This is a genomic window from Algoriphagus sp. AK58, assembly GCF_014324365.1.
Lineage (GTDB): Bacteria > Bacteroidota > Bacteroidia > Cytophagales > Cyclobacteriaceae > Algoriphagus.
In genome coordinates this window covers 304,649-327,144 of record NZ_QEIG01000005.1, presented here as the reverse complement: position 1 = coordinate 327,144, position 22,496 = coordinate 304,649, and the positions used below count along the sequence as shown (strand labels likewise).

The window sequence follows — 22,496 nt, the reverse complement described above, 5'->3', positions numbered from 1 at the left end:
TTATTCGAGTTCTTCGAGACGGTAGTCAAAATCGCTTTGCAGGTCCTCATGAAGTGTGGAAATCAGCTTTTTTGCCTTTCCGATTTGAACTTCATACAAGTTGTTTATCACCGGGTGACGGAAACTCAAATAACCGTATTTCTTCATCATTTCGCAGAAATACAATATCAATTCCGCTTGGTCTGCTTTGTTTTTACTGAGTTTAAGAGCCTTGTTAAGCTTTCGGCGAATGGCTTGAGCTGCTTTTTTACCGAGGTGGTAATTTCGGGTGTTAGCCGTTTGAAAGGCTTCGTCCAGCTCCTCTTTGACCGAATCCACAAACAAGTTGGGCTGATCCCGTTCATTCAGTTTGAAGTAAAGGAAAGCCTTATTATCCCTGCTGAATTTGGCCAAATCAGTAATCAGGGCAATTAATTCCTTTTCAGAGAGGTATCCGAGGTCTTTTTTGAGGTCGGCAAGCGAAGGGATTTCCATGGCTAAAAGTAAGAAGTTTCCGATTGAGGCGATTTTCCACTTAAACCACTTCGTTTGATTTTCATCAAAAATCTGGCTCATATCAAAGAAATCTTGAATGAAAGCGAGTTAATCAATAAGTTTAAATCCAGAACGATAAACCCGATGGAAGCTTACGGACAAATCTTATTAATCGCCATGCCAGCCTTTTTCGTGCTGGTTTTATTTGAGAAATTCTGGGGAATCTGGAAAGGCAATGATACCGTCCCACTCAATGACATGATTGCCTCATTGAGTTCGGGGATCACCAATGTGACCAAAGACGTGCTGGGACTCAGTATTGCCGTGATTTCCTACGGATGGTTGTTTGAGAAATTCTCCTTTTTCCAAATCGAAGCGACTTGGCTGGTTTACGTGATTGCCTTTTTCGCCTTGGATTTTGCAGGGTATTGGACCCATCGGATTGCGCACGAGTACAATATTTTTTGGAACAATCATATTGTGCATCACAGCTCTGAGGAGTTTAACCTGGCCTGTGCACTTCGGCAGAGCATTTCTTCCATTGTGAAGATATTCGCGATTTTCCTAATTCCTGCGGCTATTTTGGGAGTTCCTCCTCAAGTAATCGCTGTGGTAGCTCCACTTCATTTGTTCGCACAATTCTGGTATCATACCAGACATATCGGCAAGATGGGTTTCTTGGAAAAAATCATCGTCACACCCTCCCATCACCGGGTGCATCATGCGATCAATCCGGAGTATTTGGACAAAAACTACGGTCAGATTTTCATCTTTTGGGACAAGTGGTTTGGTACCTATCAGGAGGAAAAGGATGAAATACCAGCTGTTTATGGGGTGACAAGACCTGTACAAACTTGGAACCCGATCAAAATCAATTTCATGCATCTCTGGCTTTTGATCAAGGATGCCTGGAGAGCTGAAAAGTGGTTGGATAAACTTAAAATATGGTTTATGCCACTGGGCTGGAGACCGGCAGATGTGGCCAAAAAATATCCGGTATCCAAGATCGAAGACGTGTATCATTTCGACAAATACAATCCATTTCTCACAAAAGGCATGTTGGTTTGGAGTTTTGCCCAGTTAATCGCCTTATTACTTCTTTTGAGCTACCTCTTTGGCAACTTGGCGGCTATCGGAGCACCGGGAATTTTCTATTATGGTGGATTTGTGTTCCTGACCGTTTATGCCTACACCGAGTTGATGGATCGCAACCCAAATGCCTGGGCTTGGGAAGTCTTGAAAATGGTTTATGCCATGTATTTCGTGGTAACTTCAGGTGATTGGTTTGGATTAAATAGCTTTTTGCCTGGTTCGGTTTACATTTTCGTAGGGTACTTGGTTGTATCAGCGCTATTTTCGGTTTGGTTTTCCTCCCGAAAGGAAAATCTTCAATTTGGTAATCCATCAATCCCTCTTAAATGAAAGAACTTCAGCAGATTATCCAAGCCTACGAAGTTTGTAAATCCGAAAGTCAATCGGTTGCCTTAGCCACCGTAGTCCAAGTGGATGGATCGGCTTACCGACGTCCCGGAGCAAGAATGCTGGTCACTCAGGAAGGAAATCTAACTGGTGCGATCAGCGGTGGCTGTTTGGAAGGTGATGCCCTTCGCAAAGCCCAGGCAGTGATTTTCCAGCAAAAATCCATGTTGGTTACCTATGACACCACGGATGAGGATGATCAGAATTTCGGTGTAGGCTTGGGATGCAACGGAATCATCCATGTTCTGATCGAACCGATTGACTTTGGAAATCCGGAAAATCCGGTTGAACTCATTAAAAAAGCACTTTCCAATCGGGAGACTTCGCTCCTTTTGACGCTTTTCTCCGTGCCAAACTCTAAGTCGGAACAGATCGGCACGATCTATTTGAAAAAAGGAAGTCAGGATTTCGGAAGCCTTTCCAAAGTTCATGCGGATTTCAGACAAGAATTAGAAAAGGAAATTATGGATTTTGATTCTCCGCAAAATCTGATTCAATCATATTCCGAATATCAACAGCTCTCCGTTTTCTTCGAGGTGATCAAACCTGTGACTCGGATTCTCCTTTTTGGAGCTGGAAATGATACCATTCCCGTAGCTAAAATGTCTGAAATACTGGGTTTTGAGCTGATTTTGATTGATGGAAGGAAAAACCTGGCGACAGCAACCCGATTTCCTCAGGCAAAACAGATCATTCAAGGTCCTGCTGAAGAAGTCATTGATCAATTCGAAACGGATCTGAATACGGTGGCCTTGTTAATGACTCACAATTTTGAGTATGAAGTCATTGTCCTGGAAAAACTTCTGCATTGCATGATTCCCTACATCGGTATTTTGGGACCCAAGCGGAAAACCGAAAAGCTGATCCAGAGACTGGAATCCAACCGAATTCAGGCTTCGACCGAAAATCTATATGCGCCAATTGGATTGGAGATCGGTGCGGAAACTTCCGAAGAAATTGCTTTGTCCATATTGGCTGAAATCAAGGCTGTGTTGAATAAAAAGCAGCCGATTTTCCTTCGGGACAAGCAAGGTCCTATTCATGAAAAGGTGGGATGAAAACCGCGATAATCCTCTTAGCAGCAGGCTCATCTTCCCGTTTAGGAAGACCCAAGCAACTAATTGAATTTCAAGGAAAAAAATTGATTCAAAAAGCCATTGAGGAAGCTCAAAAAAGCAAGTCTGATTCTTTGGTGGTGGTGCTGGGATGGAATCCGGAATTGATCAAATCGGGATTTGGTTCAATGAAAATTCCTTTTGTGATCAATGAAAATTGGGAAGAAGGAATGGCTTCCAGCATGCAGTCTGGACTTCGTTTTTTAGTGGAAAAAGAACATCCCGACCAAGTCATTTTGATGCTGGTTGATCAGCCTTTTGTAGATGCAGATCTTTTGAACTCACTGATTTTGGAGAAGGAAAAGTCCGGAAAAGGAGTCGTTGCTTGCAGCTATTCGGATACTTTGGGAGTTCCGGCGATTTTTGATCGAGCCTATTTTGATGAAATGCTAAGCCTCCAGGGTTCTGAAGGAGCGAAAAAGGTAATTATGAAAAATAGAGCCGATGTATTTGCCGTGGATTTTCCACTTGGAGCTGTTGACTTGGATACAGAGGAGGATTTGGAAAGATTGAAAGATTGGAAGACTTGAAGTTTACAAAATTGATTCTCACCTACTCAATATCCTTAAAAAACTCCTCCAGATCCAATGTAAACCCTTCAAGAACGGTAGATTCCACCACATCTCCTGAAGTCAGTAATCTCGAAGGAACATATTTTCCATCGACAAGCGTATAAATCAATAAATCCTGATTTTCGGGATGGATAATCCAGTATTCTCTAACTCCATGGGATTCATAGAGCTTAAACTTGTGTTTAAGTTCTGTCTGGCTATTGCCAGGAGAAAGAATCTCTACGATTAGATCAGGCGCACCGATACAACCCCGATCATCCAACTTTTCAGGATCACAAATCACACAAATATCCGGCTGGACGACGTCATGGATTTTGTGGTCTTCTTTCGATCCTTTTGGGAATCGCACATCAAATGGAGCATCATATACCTGACATTTTTGACCTTCCAGAAATGTGAATAGTTTGGCGGCAAGTTTTAATGATACCCGTTGGTGAATTCTTTTTGGTGCTGCCGCTGCCTTTTTAAATCGAATTCCCTTGATTAATTCTACTACTTCATCAATCGGCCAAGTCAGATAGTCCGCATAAGAATACATTCCGTATTCTGCTTCAGGTTCGTTGACAGTATCTGGCTTATTCGTTTCCATAGCTTAAATATACTGATCCTAAACTGCTTAAGTTTTGATTTCCTAAAAATCAATCCTGCATTGACTTTACTTTCTCAATTCTAGGACTACTTTTTTCACCCAATCGATGGTCAGATCAATATCGGTTTCAGAAGTGTTTTTTCCCAAACTAAACCGGATCGAAGCTCTTCCCAAATCAGCGTTTAACCCCATCGCCTGAAGCACATGACTTGGCTTAGGTGAAATGGAGGTACAAGCAGAACCAGAACTCACCGCCACCTTTTGATTCACTTTTTTGAGCAACTCTTCCCCTTCTACCCCACCGAAAGCAATGTTGGTTACATGGGGCAAACGGGATTCCTGACTCCCGTTCAGAAAAGTGTCTGATAATTCCAAAAGGCCATTTTCCAGTCTGTTTCGCAGGTTTTCCAATCGCATGGACTCTGAATCCATTTCAGCTAATCGAAGCTCCATTGCTTTTCCAAACCCTACAATTCCTGGCACATTGAGCGTCCCGCTACGCATTCCCTTTTCATGACCCCCTCCGTGGATTTGGGCCAAAGGTTTGGGCAGGTCATGATTGTGTCTGACATACAAAGCACCGACACCTTTCGGACCGTATAGTTTATGGGCTGAAATGGCCATAAGGTGAATTCCTTTGGTGAAAACAGGAATTTTACCTGCAGCCTGAACTGCATCCGTGAAAAAGATAATGTTTCTTGATTCGGCCAAATCGGCAATTTTCTCCACAGGATGAATGACTCCCGTTTCATTATTGGCCCACATCAGGCAGATTAGTTTAGTATGAAGCAAAATGGAATTTTCCAGTTCCTCCAAACTGATATTTCCCTTGGAATCGACCGGCAGATAAGTGACTTCTGCACCTTTTTTCTGGATTTCGGCAAACGTATCCAAAACGGCTTTGTGCTCAGTCCATGCGGTGATGTAATGTTGTTTTTCTCCCTGATACGCTTCAAAGATTCCTTTTATTCCCAGATTAATTGCCTCCGTGGCACCCGAAGTGAAAATGATTTCCTTGGCTTTGGCGCCGATCAGATGGGCTATTTTTTCCCGGGCTTCTTCCACGGCGTTTTCAGCCATCCAGCCATAGGGATGGCTCTTACTTGCGGCATTTCCGAAATGTGTTCCGAAGTAAGGCAGCATCACTTCGATCACTTCAGGAGCACAGGGAGTTGTAGCATTATAATCGAGGTAAATCGGGTAGTTCATGGCTCTAAAGATCTTTATTTTTTCTCCCCTACTCCAAACTCATCCATTAACTGCAATCCGTAGTTTCGGATAGTTTCAATGATCGGAATCGCCGAAAGACCACGTTCGGTGATCGAATATTCCACTTTAGGAGGGACGACAGGATAGACTTTTCGGATGATAAATCCCTCCTCTTCCAACTCTCGAAGTTGACTGGTCAGCATTTTATGGGTGATGTGCGGGATGTCTTTTTTCAACTCCCCGTAGCGCATCACCCGATTTTTCAATCTCCAAAGAATGGGCATCTTCCAAGTCCCTCCGATTCGGTCCATGGCAAACTCGACCGGATTGTAATAAACCTTATTGTTAAATATGAAATCAGGCATATTGCTTCAATTTTCCATTTCTTACCAAAAGGTGCATATCATAATCTTTGGTAAGTATATTTTCAAAGATAGCATTCATTTCAATCTTTGATTCAATCAACTGTTCAAAACAATCATGAATCAAATTTTAGAGAAAAACGCCTACGTTCATTTTCACGGCGCTCCCAGCAAAGGGAAGATCTTGATGGTAGCTAGTTCACCTACCGTCTCTAAGCAAACAGGTTGGCCTATCGGCTTTTGGATCGCCGAATTGACTCATCCGCTTCGCGTATTTCAGGAGGCAGGCTATGAAGTAGAATTGGTGTCTACGGAGGGAGGAAAACTGGAAATGGATGCCTATTCCAATCCCACCGATCCTAGCGGTTATTCCGCACATGATGTGATTTCCTTGGGCTATTTGCAAAAGCCTGAATTCAACGCCATGCTGGAAAACACCAAAAAACTGACCGAGGTCAATCCGGCAGACTATGCGGCTGTTTTCTTGGTTGGTGGTCAAGGCCCGATGTACACCTTCAGAGGAAATCCTGAATTGGAGAAGCTTTTTGTCGCTTTTTACGAATCAGGAAAGCCCAGTGCTGCAGTTTGTCACTCCACTACCCTTCTGTTGGAAGCTAAAAAATCCAATGGGGAACTTCTCGTGGCTGGCAAAACCTGGACAGGCTTTGCCGATGCGGAAGAAGAGTTTGCAGATCAGGCTGTTGGAATGAAGATCCAACCCTATCGAATCGAAGAAGAGGCTCGAAAACTTTCCGGAACCATTTTTAAAGTTGCCTCTCCATTCTCTTCTTATGCAATTCAGGATGGAAACTTGATCACGGGTCAACAACAAAATTCTGGTGCCGCTGCAGCAGAATTGGTGGTAGAAGCATTGAACAAGTAATTGAATTTCAAAATGAAAAAGTGGAGCAAGAAAAAAGGAAAGGATATCTGCCTAAAAGCATGCATCACCCTTTTTCTGCTCCACTTTTTTTCTCTTTCCTCTATGGCTCAACTGAATGAAAGCGACACTGCCAAATTTCAATTTAGAGGTGGACTCATCGGAGCTTTCCAAAGAGGAAATGTGGAGTTGCTGGTGATTCGTGGAAGGCTGGAAATTGTCACCAATTCTCAAAAACCCTTTGTTTTTAAATCCCAAAACAACAGTCTCTACCAGGAATTCAGCGGGTTAAAAGCGGACAATGACGTCAATAGCCGGAATTACCTCTATTACAAACCTTTCCGAAAATTCTACCCTTTCTCTATGCTTTATTTCCAAACCAACTACCGAAGAGAGATCGATTCCAGATGGTTTGGAGGGCTGGGATACACTTGGCAAGTGGTCCAAAAGCCAAAGACGATTCTCAAGATTTCCGGAAGCTTGGTCTATGAATCCACCCGATTTCGAAGTGATCAATTCAATGAAACTGAATACAACGGAAGTACTGAGATTTCACTTCCCAGAGCGACCTTGTATCTGGCTGGATGGCACAAGTTAGCCGATTCCAAGCTGAGGTTGTTTTACAGTGGATATTGGCAGCCTGGACTTGATGGGACACCCAACAACCGGTTGCAACTTGATTTGGGGATAGAAGTACCACTTTGGAAAGGACTGAATGCCACAATGCAATACAGTTTCAGTCGGGAACAAGTGGTCATATCTGAGGTGCTTCAGGAAGATCGGATTTTGACGTTTGGCCTCAGTTATCAACTCAAAAAATGAACAGGAAATAATGATCATCAAACGGAATTTTAACCCCATCAAGGTAGTCCACTATGTCAAAATGGAATTGCTCATTTCGACGGTCGTTTCGGTTGGAATTTGGTGGATGTATGAAATTGGAATCGCACAAGTTTCTTTGCCTTTTTCCATCGCGGCCATTTTGGGCAGTGCCTTGGCAATTTTTATTGCATTTCGGAACAACAGTGCCTATGGACGATGGTGGGAAGCGCGAACTGTCTGGGGTGGAATTGTGAATTCTAGTCGGGTTTTGGCCCGGTTGATTATCACTTTTACCGATAGCCATGCCCACCAAGCCAATTATGAAAAGGAACGTAGCGAGGCATTTAAAAAACACTTGATTTATTCCTGTATCGCTTGGGTTCATGCGCTGAGAATACACCTTCGGAATCAGGAAACTTGGTCAGAACTCAAGCCATTTCTTACCTCGGAATATTACAGCCAATTGATTCAAAGCCAAAACAAACCCAATTTTCTCCAGCTACTGATGGGCAAAAAGATCTATCAGGCCATGGCAAATGGTACCTTGGGCGGCTTTGACTCATTCCAAATGGAAGGGCAACTCCTCGCTTTGGCAAATTACCAAGGAAGCTGCGAGCGCATCAAGAACACTCCGCTTTTACGTCAATATGATTTCTTTACGAGGCTCTTTTTATATGTTTTTATCTTTCTGCTACCATTTGCTTTGATCGCTGATTTCAACCGAATGGAAATGTCCAGCTTAATGATTCCGGTTTCAATCCTGATTTCCTTTGTTTTTTCTATTCAGGCCAAAGTCGGTGAAGTCAACGAAGATCCTTTTGAAAACCGGATCACGGATGTGCCCCTTTCCGCCCTTTGCAACACGATTGAGCGGGATTTGAGAGAGATGCTTGGAGAAAAAGAATTGCCTCAAAAAAATGAGGTAAAAGAAGGATATTTATTCTAACCAATTTGTAATCATTCAATTATGAAATCGAGCATGACTAAAAAATCATACACCGGAATGATTCTAAGCTTTGCGAGATTCTCCCGATGGAAAATCGGGACAGGCAATCTGACCATTAAAAATCAAATTATAAACAGATGAAATGCCCATGAGAAAATGCTTCTCACACAGGGAAATGATTATCCAGGGCATTCCATGTGGCAAATGAACATCAAATTATAAACACATGAAATTAGCAATCATCGGCACAGGAAATGTCGGAGGTGCCTTGGCCACTCAGTGGGCAAAAGCCGGACATGAAATCAACCTCGGAGTTCAGGATCTTTCCAATTTCAAAGGCAAAGAACTTCTGAATAATCCCAACACTCAGGTTTTTTCGGTAACAGAAGCCGTCAAAAAATCCGAAGTAATCCTGATTGCTGCTCCTGCTGCGGTGGAAGTTGCCAAAAGTCTGGGTGATACCACCGGCAAAATCATCATCGACTCCATGAATATTGTCATGGGCCGAGGGCCTGTTGGCTTCAAAACCACCGCAGAAGCCATCCTTGCCCATACCCAAACCCGAGATGTAGTCAAATGCTTCAATACGACAGGTTTCAACAACATGCAAAACCCGATGTATGGGAATCAAGCTTTGGATTTGTTTGTAGCCGGAGATAGCAAAAATGGAAAAGAAATTGCCAAGCAATTGGTCAAAGACGCCGGTTTTGCGGAATGTTACGATGTGGGTGGTAATGACCGATTTGAACTCATGGAGCAATTTGCCTGGTTTTGGATCAATCTGGCCATGGTGCAAGGTCAGGGAAGGGAGATTGGGTTTAAGTTGCTAAAGCGGTGAAAGTAGCCTAAGGCAATAGCGTTTAAAAGGTTTGGGCTTTGAATAGTGTAGGCAGTTGGGGCGACAGGGTTACAAAGTGATCTTGACCTCCAGAGATTCAGAAAAGCCAAATCAGCAACGAAAATTTTAAATGAACAGAAGCTGTTCATTTATCAGAGAGTGTTGGAGGTGACGAACGAAGAGCAAATCAAGGAACTGGAATCCCGGGCCATTTAAATCTTTGAAAGATTGGACTTGATTGTCAACAATGCTGGCATAAATCCAAAGGATTAATGGATTCAATAAATCCATTGCGCTGGAGCGATCAAATGGTCAAAAATTGTTGGTGACTTTGGTTAGAATATTTCAATCAGTTAAAATTCCTTATCCCATAATCCATACGGTTGTTATTCGATTCGGGTAACCTTCAATCCTTCCCTATTCAAGACTTCCAAATCCTTTTCATCCAACGCAGCATTAAAAACGGCAAGTCCTGATACTTTCCCGATGAATTGGTTGGTCATTTTACCAGTAACTGAATTTGCCCCAACAGTGAAATCAGCACCATCTTCACCCCCATCAAAAATTCCTTCATCATAAGGAAAAGGGTTGGTGAACTCACCTGCACTTAATTTCCCATTGATGAATGATTTAATTTCTTTTCCATCGTAGGTAACAGCAATGGAAACCCATTCATTTAATGGGACTTGTTCCCCCGAGCTTGAATAAGTAATCCAAGCTACTTGTCCTACAGTTTTTCCACCGGTAGCAGATATATGTCCGTGTAATAGGCCTGAAGCTGGATATCGAACTGATTCGTTGAAGTGCGTTTTCAAACGGGCGTTTAAAAACATGCAATACTGCCTTTTCGACCTTGTTTCATCCCAAACACCTGCTACTGCCTGCCAGTTTTTTGAGGATTCTATTTTGACCCATGCCATTACGGTTACTTGAGCATTTTTTCCAAAAATATTTAGATCACCCAAAGAGTCCCTTGGAATAAAAAACCATCTTTCATTCTCAATTACTGCTGACGTACCACTGATTGGGCCTTCATTGATTTTTGAAATACCTCCGTTTCCTTCAAGCAAATAATAACTTTTGTGACCGACAAAACTTTTAGATTTTCTCGGTTCTCCTTTTTCCTCTGAAAAGTCCCAAAAAGCCACCAGACTTTTTTCAATCTGCGAGCTTTGAGAATATGTCTTTTGTAAAAAGACAACAAAAAAGACCATGGTAAAGCACCAACTTCTAATCATGATTTTTATTTATTATCCCATTCACCAATAGTTTCCCCAAATACCAGTGTTGATCTAGGTAGTCTTTCGGATTTTCCATCACTATTTTTCTCCTGGCCAAAATACCTTCCTTATCAATCTTTTGAGGATTCCAATGAATGACTATTTCATGCTCTTTATCCTCCAAATCCTGAATAAGCAAATAGCTTATTCTTCTGAAATTACAGTATTCGTCAAATCGGGTAACTTTTCTGTATTCTTTTCCATCCAATGCTATGATAAGGCTCCCAGAATCCGGTCCCAAGATATCTGCAAAGCCTATTGCGGTTCCCTTGAACTTGATTTTCAGGACAGAAGTCGTATCTGATGCGACCAACACCTCTTGGAAATAATCCCCAAACTTTTCAAAATTCTTCTTTTCCTTGGGATCAAATTCTTGCCAATTTCCTTTGATAAAATCCGGACTAACAGGATAAGTGCGAGTAAAAACCAAAGGTGAGGTATGCAAGGCCTCAGGAATCGTGAATGTTGTCTGGATCGGTAAATTCAGCAATTTGGTCATCGCTCTTTGAAATACTTCAGCATAAATCCGCTGCCCTGTTTCCAAAAATGGATGCACTCGATCATTGCTAAAGACCATCGTATCATCCTGAAAAGGCTGGTTGCCCGTGAAAATCAAAGTCCCCTCCTCCACTCTTTTACTAACTTCAAATCCAAAATTGATGCTTGGAATTCCATAGTGGTCTGCCACTTTTTCCATAGCGATTTTGGAAGAGGGAAGCTCTCCTTTCTTTTCAAGGCCTACAAAATCTTCCACAAGCGTGTATATCAAACATACATCTGTCTTTGGGTTTACCGATTTTATTTGACGGACAATTCCTTCCATTGCCTGGATGATCTTATCTTCCGATTTACCGTTATCATTCACGGCAAATTCTACAAAAACGAGGTCTGGATTCTTTTCTATCACTTGTTCCCCAACTCGGTATGCACCAAAATCAGATCCCGTACCTCCAATAGCGGCAGGGATCTGTACAAAGTAGCTAGCAGGAAACTCTTGCTTAAACCAATCAAATGAATATTCTCTCCATCCTGGTGCCTCAGTAATCGATCCACCGAGATAGGCTATCCGAATTGTGTCCCGAGAATGAATTTTTTGAACCACGTTCGACAAACCATTTCTGGACTGAAGTTCCTTATCCCTTAGGTCTTCATTACTCAAAAAGCTATTCAAAAAGAAAACCAGACATCCCAATAAGAACTCCATATCAATCCAAAAGGAGGTCAGAAATATGTACCGAATCAGTCTTCATTTGGAAAGGCATTTTAAAAACCATTCCTTATGAATTGGAAAAATAAAGCCTGGATTCTGAAGGTTTCCTTCCATGACCATCGGCCCATAAGGCAACAAAATCCGGATGACTTGTTAGTGGTTTTCTGGCGTAAGAATGATTGTACTCAGAATTTTTGGTCAATTGCCTCTCGAGTTGCCAAGACTTTCCTTTATCCTTACTCCTCCATTGGGCCATTTCTCCACCTGTGTTGAATTTTTGAGGACCAGAAACAGTGGGACCAATAATCATCCAATCACCCAATGAATCAATGAAAATAGAACCCATGTCATAGTTATTATCTGAATCAGTAATCCTCACTAATTCCCATGATTTACCATTCCATTTTGCCAGATTCCAAGTGTGGGGACCATGTTCTGGTCCAGGATCAAATCCTTTGCTTGTGACATAAAGTATGACTGGATTTCCATCCTTGTCATGCATAATGTCATTGATATAGACGAGCAATTCCTCTGATTTGTAATCTTTTACCAAGGCATCATTCCCTACCTCAGTTAAGGGAAGTTGGATTGATTTTCCCTCCGCATTTTGCCAGGTGTTTCCATAATCTGAAGTTTCCAGGTAATACAGATTAGTCCGGTAGTTTAATCCGATATCCCCTTTGGTATATGGATGATAATTGAAGGCGGAAGAAAGTTTTCCTTTGGAAAAAACACTGGTCTGGTAATGACCTTCCTCAATTGAAGCAATGTCTTTCCATTCACTCCAATTCTGTCCGTCTTTACTTTTCATCCAGGAAATTACTCTTGTATTTTTTGGCCCAAGAGGAAATGGTTTGTCGATATAGTGGGTAAACAAACCTATAAATCCCTCTCTAGGAGAATGATAAACTTGGAGATAAGAAAAAATATCCATCACTATTTTCTGCCCGTCTTGACTCTTTGTTGCTTCTACCAGCTCAAATTCATCTATGGAATAGGGACTCTTGCTCTTTAGGATATAGGAAGGTCTCCAAACACCATGAGAGGTACCAAAAATCCAGATATAACCCTCATCATCTATGCTTAGCACAGGATTATCATGTGCATCGGTGGTTTTTTTATCGAAAACAGCCGTGGGTTTGGCCAAAGTCTGATTACGGTGATCGAAAAATGAAACAGCGTAAATCAAAGATCCTTCCTCATTCACTGCGCCGTAACAAAAAAAGGTTTTTTGAACCTCCTCCGAATAGATTGCCAAAGGATTGTGATTAGCAGTATAGGTACCTAATCCTCCCCCATACTTGTAGACAAACTCAGAATTGTTAGGCTGATTGGCATACCAAATTCCCCGAAAGCCATCCATTTTTTTATTCAGTAAGATTCCTTCTGCGTATTGGGCATCAGGATGCACTTGGGCATTTGCTGTGAAAACAATGAGATAAACCCAAAGAAATGTAGCTATGTATTTATTGAAACAGATCACTTTTTAAGGAATAATTAGATTCAAATAGGTTCAAAATCAGTTACTGTTTTTACATAAATAGAGAATGATTTAAAATAAAATACGATTGTCCGCAAATGCACCAGCAGTCAAATACTCTTTGATTAATGGGCCGAATGCATCGACTGCGCTCAGCACCGGCGACCGATGAACGAAGGATTCCAGATTTCAACCTTTTCGAGAAATTTCTTTAGCTAGCTAAGCCTTCTGGTAAAAAAGCTGAAATACAGAAAGTATAATATTGAAAGGTAAAATCTGAATAATCTTCATCGTTTTTAACATGTGAATTACTTTTCATTTCCTCTTTTTTTTTCAATGAGTTGCAGATAATATTGAATCCATAAGAAGTAAAAAAACAGCCCTAAAAGAGCTGTCTTTTTTCAAACTATCTATCTAACAAACAAATCTTTAAATCTTGATAATCAGAATATTTATTCCGTGTTTCCATTTTTAATATGTTTATCCACAAGTGGTTATCCTAGGCAGATTAGTGAAAAGTGAAATCTTTTGTAGTTTGAATGTTTATGGACTACAATACACTTTCATTATATAGAGTATTATACAATCAAAATGACCCCATAGAAAAGCCATTATTTTAAAAATTTTTATTCTCAAGCCACTCTAGGAAAATCCATAGGAAGAAAATCTTAAAGTCAGAAATGGATCTCAGAAAAAGTCTGGATTTGGTTTCCCTTGAATTATTACTTAAATAAAAAATTTGCTTATTTAAGTAGTTAAATCCTAAATCCGTCATTGATTAACCTAGTTCCTTTTCGATTTTATTTAAACATAAACCATTTATTCCACCCCAATTTTCCTCCTTATTTCCTCTTCAACCTATCTTTATTCAGCACTAATGATAGACTTTCACCTGCATTCATAGAAAAGCTATAAGACCTGCCCAGATAGCTCAATCGTACATTATTTTTTCTCAAAGATTTAATTTCTACTTGTGTAAGCTTGTGTTCTGCCCAAACCATGCTTACTTCATACCCTCCTCTTGCCATTAAACCTTTGATTTCTCCTGTATCCCAGGATGTTGGAAGTGCAGGGAGTAATTCGATTTCTCCTTCATGGGATTGGAGTAACATCTCGGCGATTCCTGCTGTTAAACCAAAATTTCCGTCAATTTGAAACGGTGGATGTGTATCGAATAGGTTATCCAGAATAAGTTGGCGCTTCATTTCCAGAATATTCTTCCAAGCGCCTTCCCCGTCTTTTAACCGTGCAAAAAAGTTAATCATCCATGCCCGACTCCATCCCGTATAAAATCCTTCGCCCTTTACAGCGTATTCCAATCTTCGGTTCAGAGTTTTTTTTGCAGCTTCAAAAAGTTCAGGTTGTCTTGATGTGATTTCTTTACCGGGATATAAACTAAATAATTGAGAAATATGACGATGACCCGGCTCGGCCTCTTCATAGTCTTCTAACCATTCTTGAATGATGCCATACCGTGCACTGACTTTAGTGGGAGGCAAAGCTGAAAGGACTTCCCTGCTTTGAAGTACTAGATGTTCCAATTCTTTCCTCTCTTCTGCTATCTCCAAGAAAGCAATTAGCAAAGCTCGGGCTATCTGAATATCCATAGTAGCACCATAGGTAAGCATATGCTTCTCCCCGTTGGGAAGAATGTAGGTGTTCTCCGGAGAATTGGAGGGAGCTGTTACATAATAGCCATTTTTATCCTTTACCAGAAAAGAAAGTACAAACTCCACCGACCCTTGCATGGTAGGTAAAAGAATATTCTCCAGAAATTCCTGATTCCCTGTAAACTGGTAATGATCATAAAGTTGGGTCACTAACCATGGGCCTGCCATAGGAAAAGTTCCCCAGCCAACTCCATCAGAAATAGAAGTATGACCAAAAACGTTGGTCAGGTGATTTACGGTCCATCCTTTGGCCCCAAATGTTTTTTCGGCTGTAATAGCTCCAGGTTCTCTCATTTTATGAACCAAATCAGCAAATGGGGCAAAAGTCTCTGAAAGGTTGGTCACATCAGCAGGCCAATAATTCATTTGAAGATTAATGTTGGTATGGAAGTCCGAATTCCAAGGAGCCACCATGTACTCGTTCCAGATCCCTTGAAGGTTGGCGGGTAGCTTCCCCGGCGCCCTTGAAGATGACATGAGCAGGTATCTTCCAAACTGAAAAAGTTGTGTAGTCAAAAATAAATCCTCTCCCCCTGCCTTTACTTTACTCAGCCTGACATCTGTGGGCAAATCTTCCTTTTCTAATTTGCTGCCAAGAGAAAACTTAACCCTGTCATACAGCGCTGTATGCTCGTTGACGTGAGCCATTTTTATTGCCTCGTATGATTTTGACACAACGTTGGCAATAATACTTTCAGTGACTTTTGATGGATCAATTGAACGGTCAATATCCATTTTTTCAAAACTGTAATCTGTGGCAGCAGTCATGTAAAACACGACTTCATCCGCATTTTCTACCCAAAATGAATTATTGACCGTTTGCAGGGTGCCTCCTTTATTTTTTCCGATTACCCTCCCCGAAAACTTCATGTGGAGGCCTTTTGGACTGGCGTCTTTATCAGGTAAATCGACAATCTGTCCAAGCAGCTCCAGTTCATCAGAAGATACAGCCTTTACTATCGCGTCCTGAGATCTAGAGAGGTCCAATTTGAAAGTCAACATGCCTGGTTTGGAAGCTTTCAGTCGAATAACCAAAACATCATCTACGGCCGATACAAATACCTCTCTATGGAATAGAACCTTATCATAACTGTAATCTACTTCGGCAATGCCCTCCCGCATATTTAATGAACGCCTATAGCTTTCAAAATCAGGAGTGCTTCTTTTGTCTTTGAAAAAATGGATACGAATATCTCCCAAACTCTGGTAAGAACGGATTCTCATAAAAGGTCCCTTGAGGTAGCTTTCAGCCAATTCTTTGGCTTCCCCGATATGGCCAGTCAGCAATTTTTCCTGGATCAAAGGTAAAAAGGCAGCTGCATTGGCATTCCCATCCGCTTTGGATCCCGCCCAAAGTGATTCCTCGTTGAGCTGGATTCGTTCATTTACTACATCTCCAAAAACCATAGCTCCCAATCTTCCATTTCCGATGGGATGGGCTGCATCCCAATTTTTGGAAGGCGTGTTGTACCATAATACATTGGGATTTTGGGCATTTACCAATGTTGATACAAGAAGAAAAGCAATGAGAAGCAATAGTCTATTTTTCAAATTACTACAGGAGTTAATTGGTGCTATTTCAAAGGTCATACACTACTCATGCGCTTAAAGACATTAAATGGCTGGGGCAGATATCCAAAATAATCCGAACAGGAGATCCATCTCCGATGCATTGAGGTGTCCTTTAAATAAAAAATAAGGAGGTGATGCTCTTACACTACACCGCACTCCCAAATTGAATCAATGCTTACTGCCATCTTGCCTATGAGCAAACCAAGAATACAGGGTTTTTACTTTAGTGAATTAATCCATCTGGCAATCTTCAAAGCCTCCTCTCTTGGCACATGAGGCATTGGAGCCATTGGAGTTGCATAATCCGGCCAATTTTCGGGCTGTGGATTATAGATGAGCTCGACAATTTTCTCAGGGGTATAATTCCGTTTTGCCACATCCACATAGGCTGGACCTATCTGCTTCTTGTCTTTTTGATGACAGGCGGTGCAGGTATTTTTTGCCAATAGTACCTTAATCTCCGATTCGGACGGAACTGCTGAGCCAGTTGTAGGCTTGTTGGGAGCAGAGGAAACAGCTGATTTTGGTGTGGAAGGAGCTGGTTTGGCTGAGGCTGTTGCCTGTACCAAAGTAGGCTTAGGTTTTATAGCCATGGTTTCTCCTGAAGGAATCTCATTGAGGGTATAATAGGCATCAATATGAACCAACTCATGTGAATTCAGGGCTTCTCGGATTCCGGGAAGACTGATCTTATGGACATGGAATTGTTGCAAATCCTTTACTGCGATTCGGACTTTTCTTCCATCATCAGATACCTCCACTCCAAGAATCTCATGCTCCATCAGTCTCACAGGAGGGCTGCCATACACTGGAAAATATTTATAAGTAAAACTAGAAACCAGATAAGAGCCCAAGTTTTCAGCTGATTTCTTATCCACGGGCTTGGTGAACTCAATCTCAAATCCATCTGGCTTTACTTTTACTGTTCTCATCTCAAAAGGAATTTCCCTGTTCCAAACCAAACGCTGAAGACCTTCGTTGGCATCACCCGCAGAGCCCCATCCACGATTGGTTTCTCCGACAAAAAGGGATTGATCTGATGCAAAGACCATCCTAAGTACACCCGACTGGAAACCACTTCTAAAGTCAATCGATGCTCCCTGATAGACTCCATTCACCTTTTCCAACATCACCCGCATGATCTTACTTTGACCTTGATCTCCGATCAAGATCTGGCCCCCAAAGGGCCCCCAGAAATTCTCAGGAATCATCAAGGGCTCTGAATTAGATATTCCATGAATACCATGAGGCAACCAAACAGCCGGAAGCTTGATATCCGGAAGAGATTTTTTTGCCTCAGCCAACGTGATAAAAGATGCATTGACATCATTTTCAGGCTTGATAAATCTGCCATTCGCATCCTTGATTTTCATTGGATCTACAACCTTATCAAAATCTTCCGCTTTTAGTTTGAGAGGAGAATCAGGAAGACCTGTCCATTTCAATCCTCCGGGATTTCCGGAAAAGTCACCTTTTTCCAGATGCCAAAGCCCACCGGAAGCCATATAATCTCCCTGGTTCTCTGTATAAAATACTTCTCCATGAAGAATACCTGGACCTGCGGGAGATCTCATCCCGGTAGCCCATGGTTCAATTCTTCCATCAGGATGAATTTTCAGGGTCCAACCCCTATAGGGAACAGGGCTTACTCCTCTCCACCATTCAGGACTCTCAAAAGCCAAATTGGTAGTTACAATGAAAGCACCGTCAGGGGTAATTTTTGGTCCATAGCTATACTCATGGTAATTGGCAGAAATCGGCCAACTAGCCACCGTTTGATACAAATCAGCCTTACCGTCGGAATTCAAGTCTGTCAGTTTGGTAAGTTCTCCTCGCTGAACCATGTAAAGAGATCCTTCATGGTAGGCGAGTCCAAGTACTTCATGGAGACCAAAAGCAAATTTGCGAAAATAAGGTCTGGCAGAAGTCGGGTTTTCTACTACAAAAACGTCACCTCTGCGCGTGGCTACTCCCAGATTTCCGTTGGGAAACATAGTTAATCCCCCTACTTCCAATAGATAACCTTCTGGAACGGGGACCTTCAATATTTTAAAGAAATCCTCTTCCTTGGGAGACTCCTGAGCAAACAGAGAAAAACTCAACCCAATAGCCAATGAATTTAAAATCAGTGATTTAAAAGGGAAATTCAATCGAAACATATCTTCTTTTTCTTTCAGGATTAAAACAATAAACTATAGCTTAGTGAGGTGGTGATGGGTAGAAAAAGGCCATCTGCTCCCTGTAGTGGTTTTTGACCGGCCTGGTTGATTTTCAAAAACAACCCCGATTCCTCCAGCCAATAAAGGTTTTCAGCCACTTGAAACAGTTGCTGGGAAGGAGCCACTCGAACCATCATTGGAGTGCTGTTTCCAGTAAGCTCTATTTCCCGATTTAAACCCTTTCCATCTGTCATAATCTGGATCCGGTCTTTCAACTCTTGCGTTTCATGAGAAGAGAAAAATCGAAGATCACCGTCGGCCAATACTTGATAGCCTTTGGGCTTCCATTCCAGCTGAACTGGACTGAAAGCAGAGGAGTAAAATAATGAAGTTCCTTCGTTCAATTCGGTGACTGTTCCAAGAGGTCTGGAAATACCGTTACCTCGATCATTCCACATCGGAGTAGCGTCCAAAAACATCCCACGCCATACACGCAAAAGTTGATTGGCGTTCAGATCGTAGGAATAATGGGCACCCTTTTGGGAAGAAACTGAAATCCCGTGAGAGATTTTTTTTCTGCTTGGAAGCTCGATGAAAGATCTAAGAACGGGTGTCTCTTTCATATCAACCAATATCGGATCGGTCATTCTTTCCGGCATCCCGGAGGGATAGCTGTATTCTCTTTCCCACATTCCATCGGCACTTCCCGTCAATAGGAATCCTTGGGTTGTCCAGTCGGTAGGTTTTGAAACCCAAATCACAAAGGGGATCTCCCCTGCCTGAAGCGATTTCTCAACCAAAATATTCCCACCTTTTAGGACAAGTGGATCCGAATTAGTTCCTATCCGAATAGCACCAGAACCATTGGGAACAGACATCCTAAACGTGTAATTCCCTGCTTTTTTTACAGAAACCACTCCTTCAAATTTGCTTAGGGAAGCAGAAGTCAAGCCTGCCACAAATTCATTGAAATCTGAAATTTTACCAGAAGAAGATTCTTTTAGAGTGTTTTCTGCAGGAAGCTCGGTGTAGCTTCCCGGAAAAACTTTATAAGAAATCTCACTGAATTCGGGTGCAGGTGTATCATATCGCTTCACCTCCAATGACTTGATCGCCACGGGGCCATGATCTCCCTGAATTCGGATTGGACCTTCGGACACTTCCCCATCACTAAGGGCTCCTCTTGTCGGGCCAAATAAAATCACATTTTGGTGGATAAGGATCCCATTCAAGGTCACTGATTCGATCTTTGCATTTTCAATTTTCTCTCCATTGGCAGAAAATCTCGGAGCCTTAAATTTTATGTTTAAAGTTTGCCAAGTTCCAGGTGCCTTACTAGCATTTTGTCTGGGCGCATACCCTTGGTAGCCCTTCTGTCCCTCAGGTTTGGATTCATCCCATCGCTCATAAATTCCTCCATTATCGCCGGCTTTAGGATTGATGACCAACCAAGAGTCGAGCAGTTGCACTTCATATCTTCCCTGCAGATAGATGCCTGAGTTGGATCCGGGAGCCATCATATACACCAAAGTCACTTCTGCATCTCCAAATTTCTCTTTAGAAATGATATCGGTTCCAGGTCTTTTTTTATCGGGATTGTTGAGAATGATGCTGCCCTGTCCTTCTGATGACAGATTTTTTGAGATTAGGGGATCAGTCCAAACCTTAGCCACTTCTGACCAACTACCATTATTGCCCTCAAAAGATGAAAGACTTAATCGGGTTTGGGCTTGCAGGGAAAGGCAGGAAAAAGAAAATGCCAGACTTACCCAAATTGATTTACGGATTTGAATCATATGATTAGTTTAATTTATCGCCTACTAGTTACTATCTAGCCAAAATCTGATTTTGAAAGATAAATGAACCCAAAAATCCAACTGTCCTTGACTGTCGACCTTTCGTACATTTCTTTAGGACACTTCTTTGAATAAAAAATGGATTTGGAATTTGACCACTTTTCAGTTAATTACTGAAAAGTACCATGGACCAATTTTTTTTCTTCAATCCAAATTCTTCACCAATTAGTTAATAAGCTTCCAAGCGAATAAATCACCTGGAAGCTTTTGTTCATTTCGATTTATGGAATTATAATCTTTCCTCCCACTCCAGAATTTGCTTAAGGTCTAAAAGAGCATTTCGAAGTTTGGCATACTCCAAATCCTGAACCGACACCTTATTGTCGATAGCTAGGGAAGCAGCCGCAGCGGCAGATTGGCCCAGAATCATAAAGACAGGTTCCATTCTAATAGAGCCAAATGCAGTATGGGAACTAGAGACACATACCGGCACCAGCAGGTTAGTGCACTCGGATTTTTTCGGGATAATTGTACCATACGAAATGCTGTAAGGACGATCGGGTTTAATACCGATGTCTCCTTCATTCTGAACATATCCTTCTTTGGTCACGATTCTTTGAACATTATGAGAATCTAAGTGATAAGAACCCATTCCTATGGAATTTGGAACTGGTTTCTTCCCAAGAACTTCATGTTCGGTCATCACATAATCACTCACCATTCTTCTCGCCTCCCTCACATACAGTTGATGGGGCCAGTTGCTATTATCCACAAATTCGTCCTTGGCTAAACCCCATTGAGCCATTTCATCTCTTACTTTCTGAGGAACTCTTGGATCGTTGGCTAAAAAATAAAGTAATCCCTTATGGTAGTTTTCGTGATCCTTGATAATGGCCTTTCTTTCCTCGTAGCTGGCTTCAGGATAGGCATAGTTTTTTCCGATGTAGTCCGAACTGAAAGGTCCATGATTATTGGTGTCAGTTTTTAGGTTTGGAATGGGATCAAATTTCCAGAAAGTTTCATTCCATCCTGCAGCATACACCCGTGCCAACAATTCATATCGGGTGGAATCATAATTTTCAGGCTTCGGAAATGGAACCTTGTTATCAGGATGCCTGCTGAATGTCATTCTAAAATTATAGGCCTGTACTTTATTGTCTCCTGTGCCATTAGGGAGTAGAGGCTCCTTCGATATTTCAGGCAACAATCCGCTGCTTGAATCTCCCGCTATGATATAGGGACTAATAGGCTTAGCGAAATAGTGATTATGGTGGTAGACCCCAAATTGAACACCATTCCAAGTTTCACCATAAGTATCATTGGATTCTCTTCCCACATGATAACTTACATTGGCAGCAGCCATGAGATCCCCCTCATAAGTGGCGTCGATAAATACTTTTCCTTTGTATGTCTTCCCCGAAAGCGTGGTGATTCCTACAATCTCTTGGCCTTCTTTTTTTACCCCTGAGGCACGATCCAAATATTCATTTCTATGTATTTCAATCTGATATTCTTTGACAAAATCTTCAAAGATTTTTTCTGCAACATGGGGTTCAAAAATCCACATGGTTCTCTCTTCCCCATCAATTGCAGGAGTACCTTGACCTACATTTCCATAAGACTCTTTTTCTTCCCATTTCCAGGCTTCTTTTTCCTGATAATGCAAGTAAACCCTGTGGTAAAACTCCCTTGCCAATCCGCCGATCACAGATTTGTCACCGGTGTCGGTAAATCCTAATCCTCCCGAAGAAAGCCCACCTAAATGTGTGTCAGGTGAAACGACGATAACAGATTTATTCATCTTTCTTGCCTGCACTGCCGCAATTATGGCCGCAGAATTACCTCCATAGACGATGATATCTGCTTCGTATGATGGTGTTGATTCAGTGGGTTTTGTACAGGAAGTAAAACCATAAAAGAATAAGATCAGAATGGATGAAATGAGCAAAGAGTTTTTCATGTGAAGGGTGAAATTCAAGTTTCCCTAAAGATACTTTTTTGTAAAAAACCAGCCCAGATAAAAATCTGGGCTGAAAAAGGAGT

18 protein-coding genes are annotated in these 22,496 nt (G+C 41.7%); 7 read left to right on the top strand and 11 right to left on the bottom strand.

Annotated elements, in window-relative coordinates; genetic code table 11:
* Complete coding sequence (locus tag DDT91_RS05160) at window positions 1–555, bottom strand: hypothetical protein (protein WP_370539289.1); 555 nt, start codon at window positions 553–555, stop codon at window positions 1–3.
* Here DDT91_RS05160 and DDT91_RS05155 point away from each other — a divergent pair.
* The 3 genes from DDT91_RS05155 to DDT91_RS05145 are packed head-to-tail and all read left to right on the top strand — an operon-like array spanning window position 529 to window position 3,598.
* Window positions 529–1,896, top strand: a complete 1,368-nt coding sequence (locus DDT91_RS05155; RefSeq protein WP_255502024.1) for a sterol desaturase family protein — start codon at window positions 529–531, stop codon at window positions 1,894–1,896. The genes DDT91_RS05160 and DDT91_RS05155 overlap by 27 nt on opposite strands.
* Window positions 1,893–3,011, top strand: a complete 1,119-nt coding sequence (locus tag DDT91_RS05150) for an XdhC family protein (RefSeq protein ID WP_187175066.1) — start codon at window positions 1,893–1,895, stop codon at window positions 3,009–3,011. Before DDT91_RS05155 ends, DDT91_RS05150 begins: the two co-directional genes overlap by 4 nt.
* A complete protein-coding gene (locus tag DDT91_RS05145; protein ID WP_187175065.1) occupies window positions 3,008–3,598 on the top strand; it encodes an NTP transferase domain-containing protein in 591 nt (196 codons plus the stop codon). Before DDT91_RS05150 ends, DDT91_RS05145 begins: the two co-directional genes overlap by 4 nt.
* A 22-nt stretch (window positions 3,599–3,620) precedes the next feature.
* Here the strand turns inward: DDT91_RS05145 and DDT91_RS05140 are convergent, their stop codons facing one another.
* The 3 genes from DDT91_RS05140 to DDT91_RS05130 form a co-directional block, all read right to left on the bottom strand.
* The gene (locus DDT91_RS05140) at window positions 3,621–4,229 is read right to left on the bottom strand and encodes a Uma2 family endonuclease (protein WP_187175064.1); all 609 of its coding nucleotides are present in this window, start codon (window positions 4,227–4,229) and stop codon (window positions 3,621–3,623) included.
* A 66-nt stretch (window positions 4,230–4,295) separates the two neighbouring features.
* Window positions 4,296–5,438: a cysteine desulfurase family protein gene (locus DDT91_RS05135; RefSeq protein WP_187175063.1), complete on the bottom strand. Its 1,143-nt coding sequence runs from the start codon at window positions 5,436–5,438 to the stop codon at window positions 4,296–4,298.
* Window positions 5,439–5,452: 14 nt separating this feature from the next.
* Entirely contained in the window at window positions 5,453–5,803 is a 351-nt protein-coding gene (locus DDT91_RS05130; RefSeq protein WP_111393053.1) for a helix-turn-helix domain-containing protein, read from the bottom strand.
* 115 nt (window positions 5,804–5,918) lie between these two features.
* On the opposite strand from DDT91_RS05130, the gene DDT91_RS05125 reads away from it, so the two are divergent.
* From DDT91_RS05125 to DDT91_RS05110, 4 genes are all read left to right on the top strand, one after another.
* Window positions 5,919–6,683, top strand: a complete 765-nt coding sequence (locus DDT91_RS05125) for a type 1 glutamine amidotransferase domain-containing protein (RefSeq protein WP_187175062.1) — start codon at window positions 5,919–5,921, stop codon at window positions 6,681–6,683.
* A gap of 12 nt (window positions 6,684–6,695) precedes the next feature.
* Window positions 6,696–7,502 (top strand): DUF481 domain-containing protein, encoded by an 807-nt coding sequence (locus DDT91_RS05120; RefSeq protein WP_187175061.1) that lies wholly within the window; start codon window positions 6,696–6,698, stop codon window positions 7,500–7,502.
* A 10-nt stretch (window positions 7,503–7,512) separates the two neighbouring features.
* Window positions 7,513–8,448 carry a bestrophin family protein gene (locus tag DDT91_RS05115; protein ID WP_187175060.1) on the top strand — a complete coding sequence of 312 codons (936 nt, stop codon included), beginning with the start codon at window positions 7,513–7,515 and terminating at the stop codon, window positions 8,446–8,448.
* Window positions 8,449–8,674: 226 nt separating this feature from the next.
* A complete protein-coding gene (locus DDT91_RS05110; RefSeq protein WP_187175059.1) occupies window positions 8,675–9,286 on the top strand; it encodes an NADPH-dependent F420 reductase in 612 nt (203 codons plus the stop codon).
* Window positions 9,287–9,672: 386 nt separating this feature from the next.
* Here DDT91_RS05110 and DDT91_RS05105 read toward each other — a convergent pair whose 3' ends face one another.
* The 7 genes from DDT91_RS05105 to DDT91_RS05075 form a co-directional block, all read right to left on the bottom strand.
* Window positions 9,673–10,524 (bottom strand): LamG domain-containing protein, encoded by an 852-nt coding sequence (locus DDT91_RS05105; RefSeq protein ID WP_187175058.1) that lies wholly within the window; start codon window positions 10,522–10,524, stop codon window positions 9,673–9,675.
* Window positions 10,517–11,770 (bottom strand): SGNH/GDSL hydrolase family protein, encoded by a 1,254-nt coding sequence (locus DDT91_RS05100; RefSeq protein WP_187175057.1) that lies wholly within the window; start codon window positions 11,768–11,770, stop codon window positions 10,517–10,519. The genes DDT91_RS05105 and DDT91_RS05100 overlap by 8 nt, the downstream gene beginning before the upstream one ends.
* Before the next feature lie 73 nt (window positions 11,771–11,843).
* Entirely contained in the window at window positions 11,844–13,259 is a 1,416-nt protein-coding gene (locus tag DDT91_RS05095; protein ID WP_187175056.1) for a BNR-4 repeat-containing protein, read from the bottom strand.
* An 839-nt stretch (window positions 13,260–14,098) separates the two neighbouring features.
* Window positions 14,099–16,477: a glycoside hydrolase N-terminal domain-containing protein gene (locus DDT91_RS05090; RefSeq protein WP_222718595.1), complete on the bottom strand. Its 2,379-nt coding sequence runs from the start codon at window positions 16,475–16,477 to the stop codon at window positions 14,099–14,101.
* A gap of 239 nt (window positions 16,478–16,716) precedes the next feature.
* Entirely contained in the window at window positions 16,717–18,657 is a 1,941-nt protein-coding gene (locus DDT91_RS05085) for a c-type cytochrome (protein ID WP_187175054.1), read from the bottom strand.
* Window positions 18,658–18,677: 20 nt separating this feature from the next.
* Window positions 18,678–20,453 (bottom strand): DUF1080 domain-containing protein, encoded by a 1,776-nt coding sequence (locus tag DDT91_RS05080; protein ID WP_187175053.1) that lies wholly within the window; start codon window positions 20,451–20,453, stop codon window positions 18,678–18,680.
* Between the two features lie 289 nt (window positions 20,454–20,742).
* Entirely contained in the window at window positions 20,743–22,413 is a 1,671-nt protein-coding gene (locus tag DDT91_RS05075) for an FAD-dependent oxidoreductase (protein WP_187175052.1), read from the bottom strand.
* Window positions 22,414–22,496: the final 83 nt, after the last annotated feature.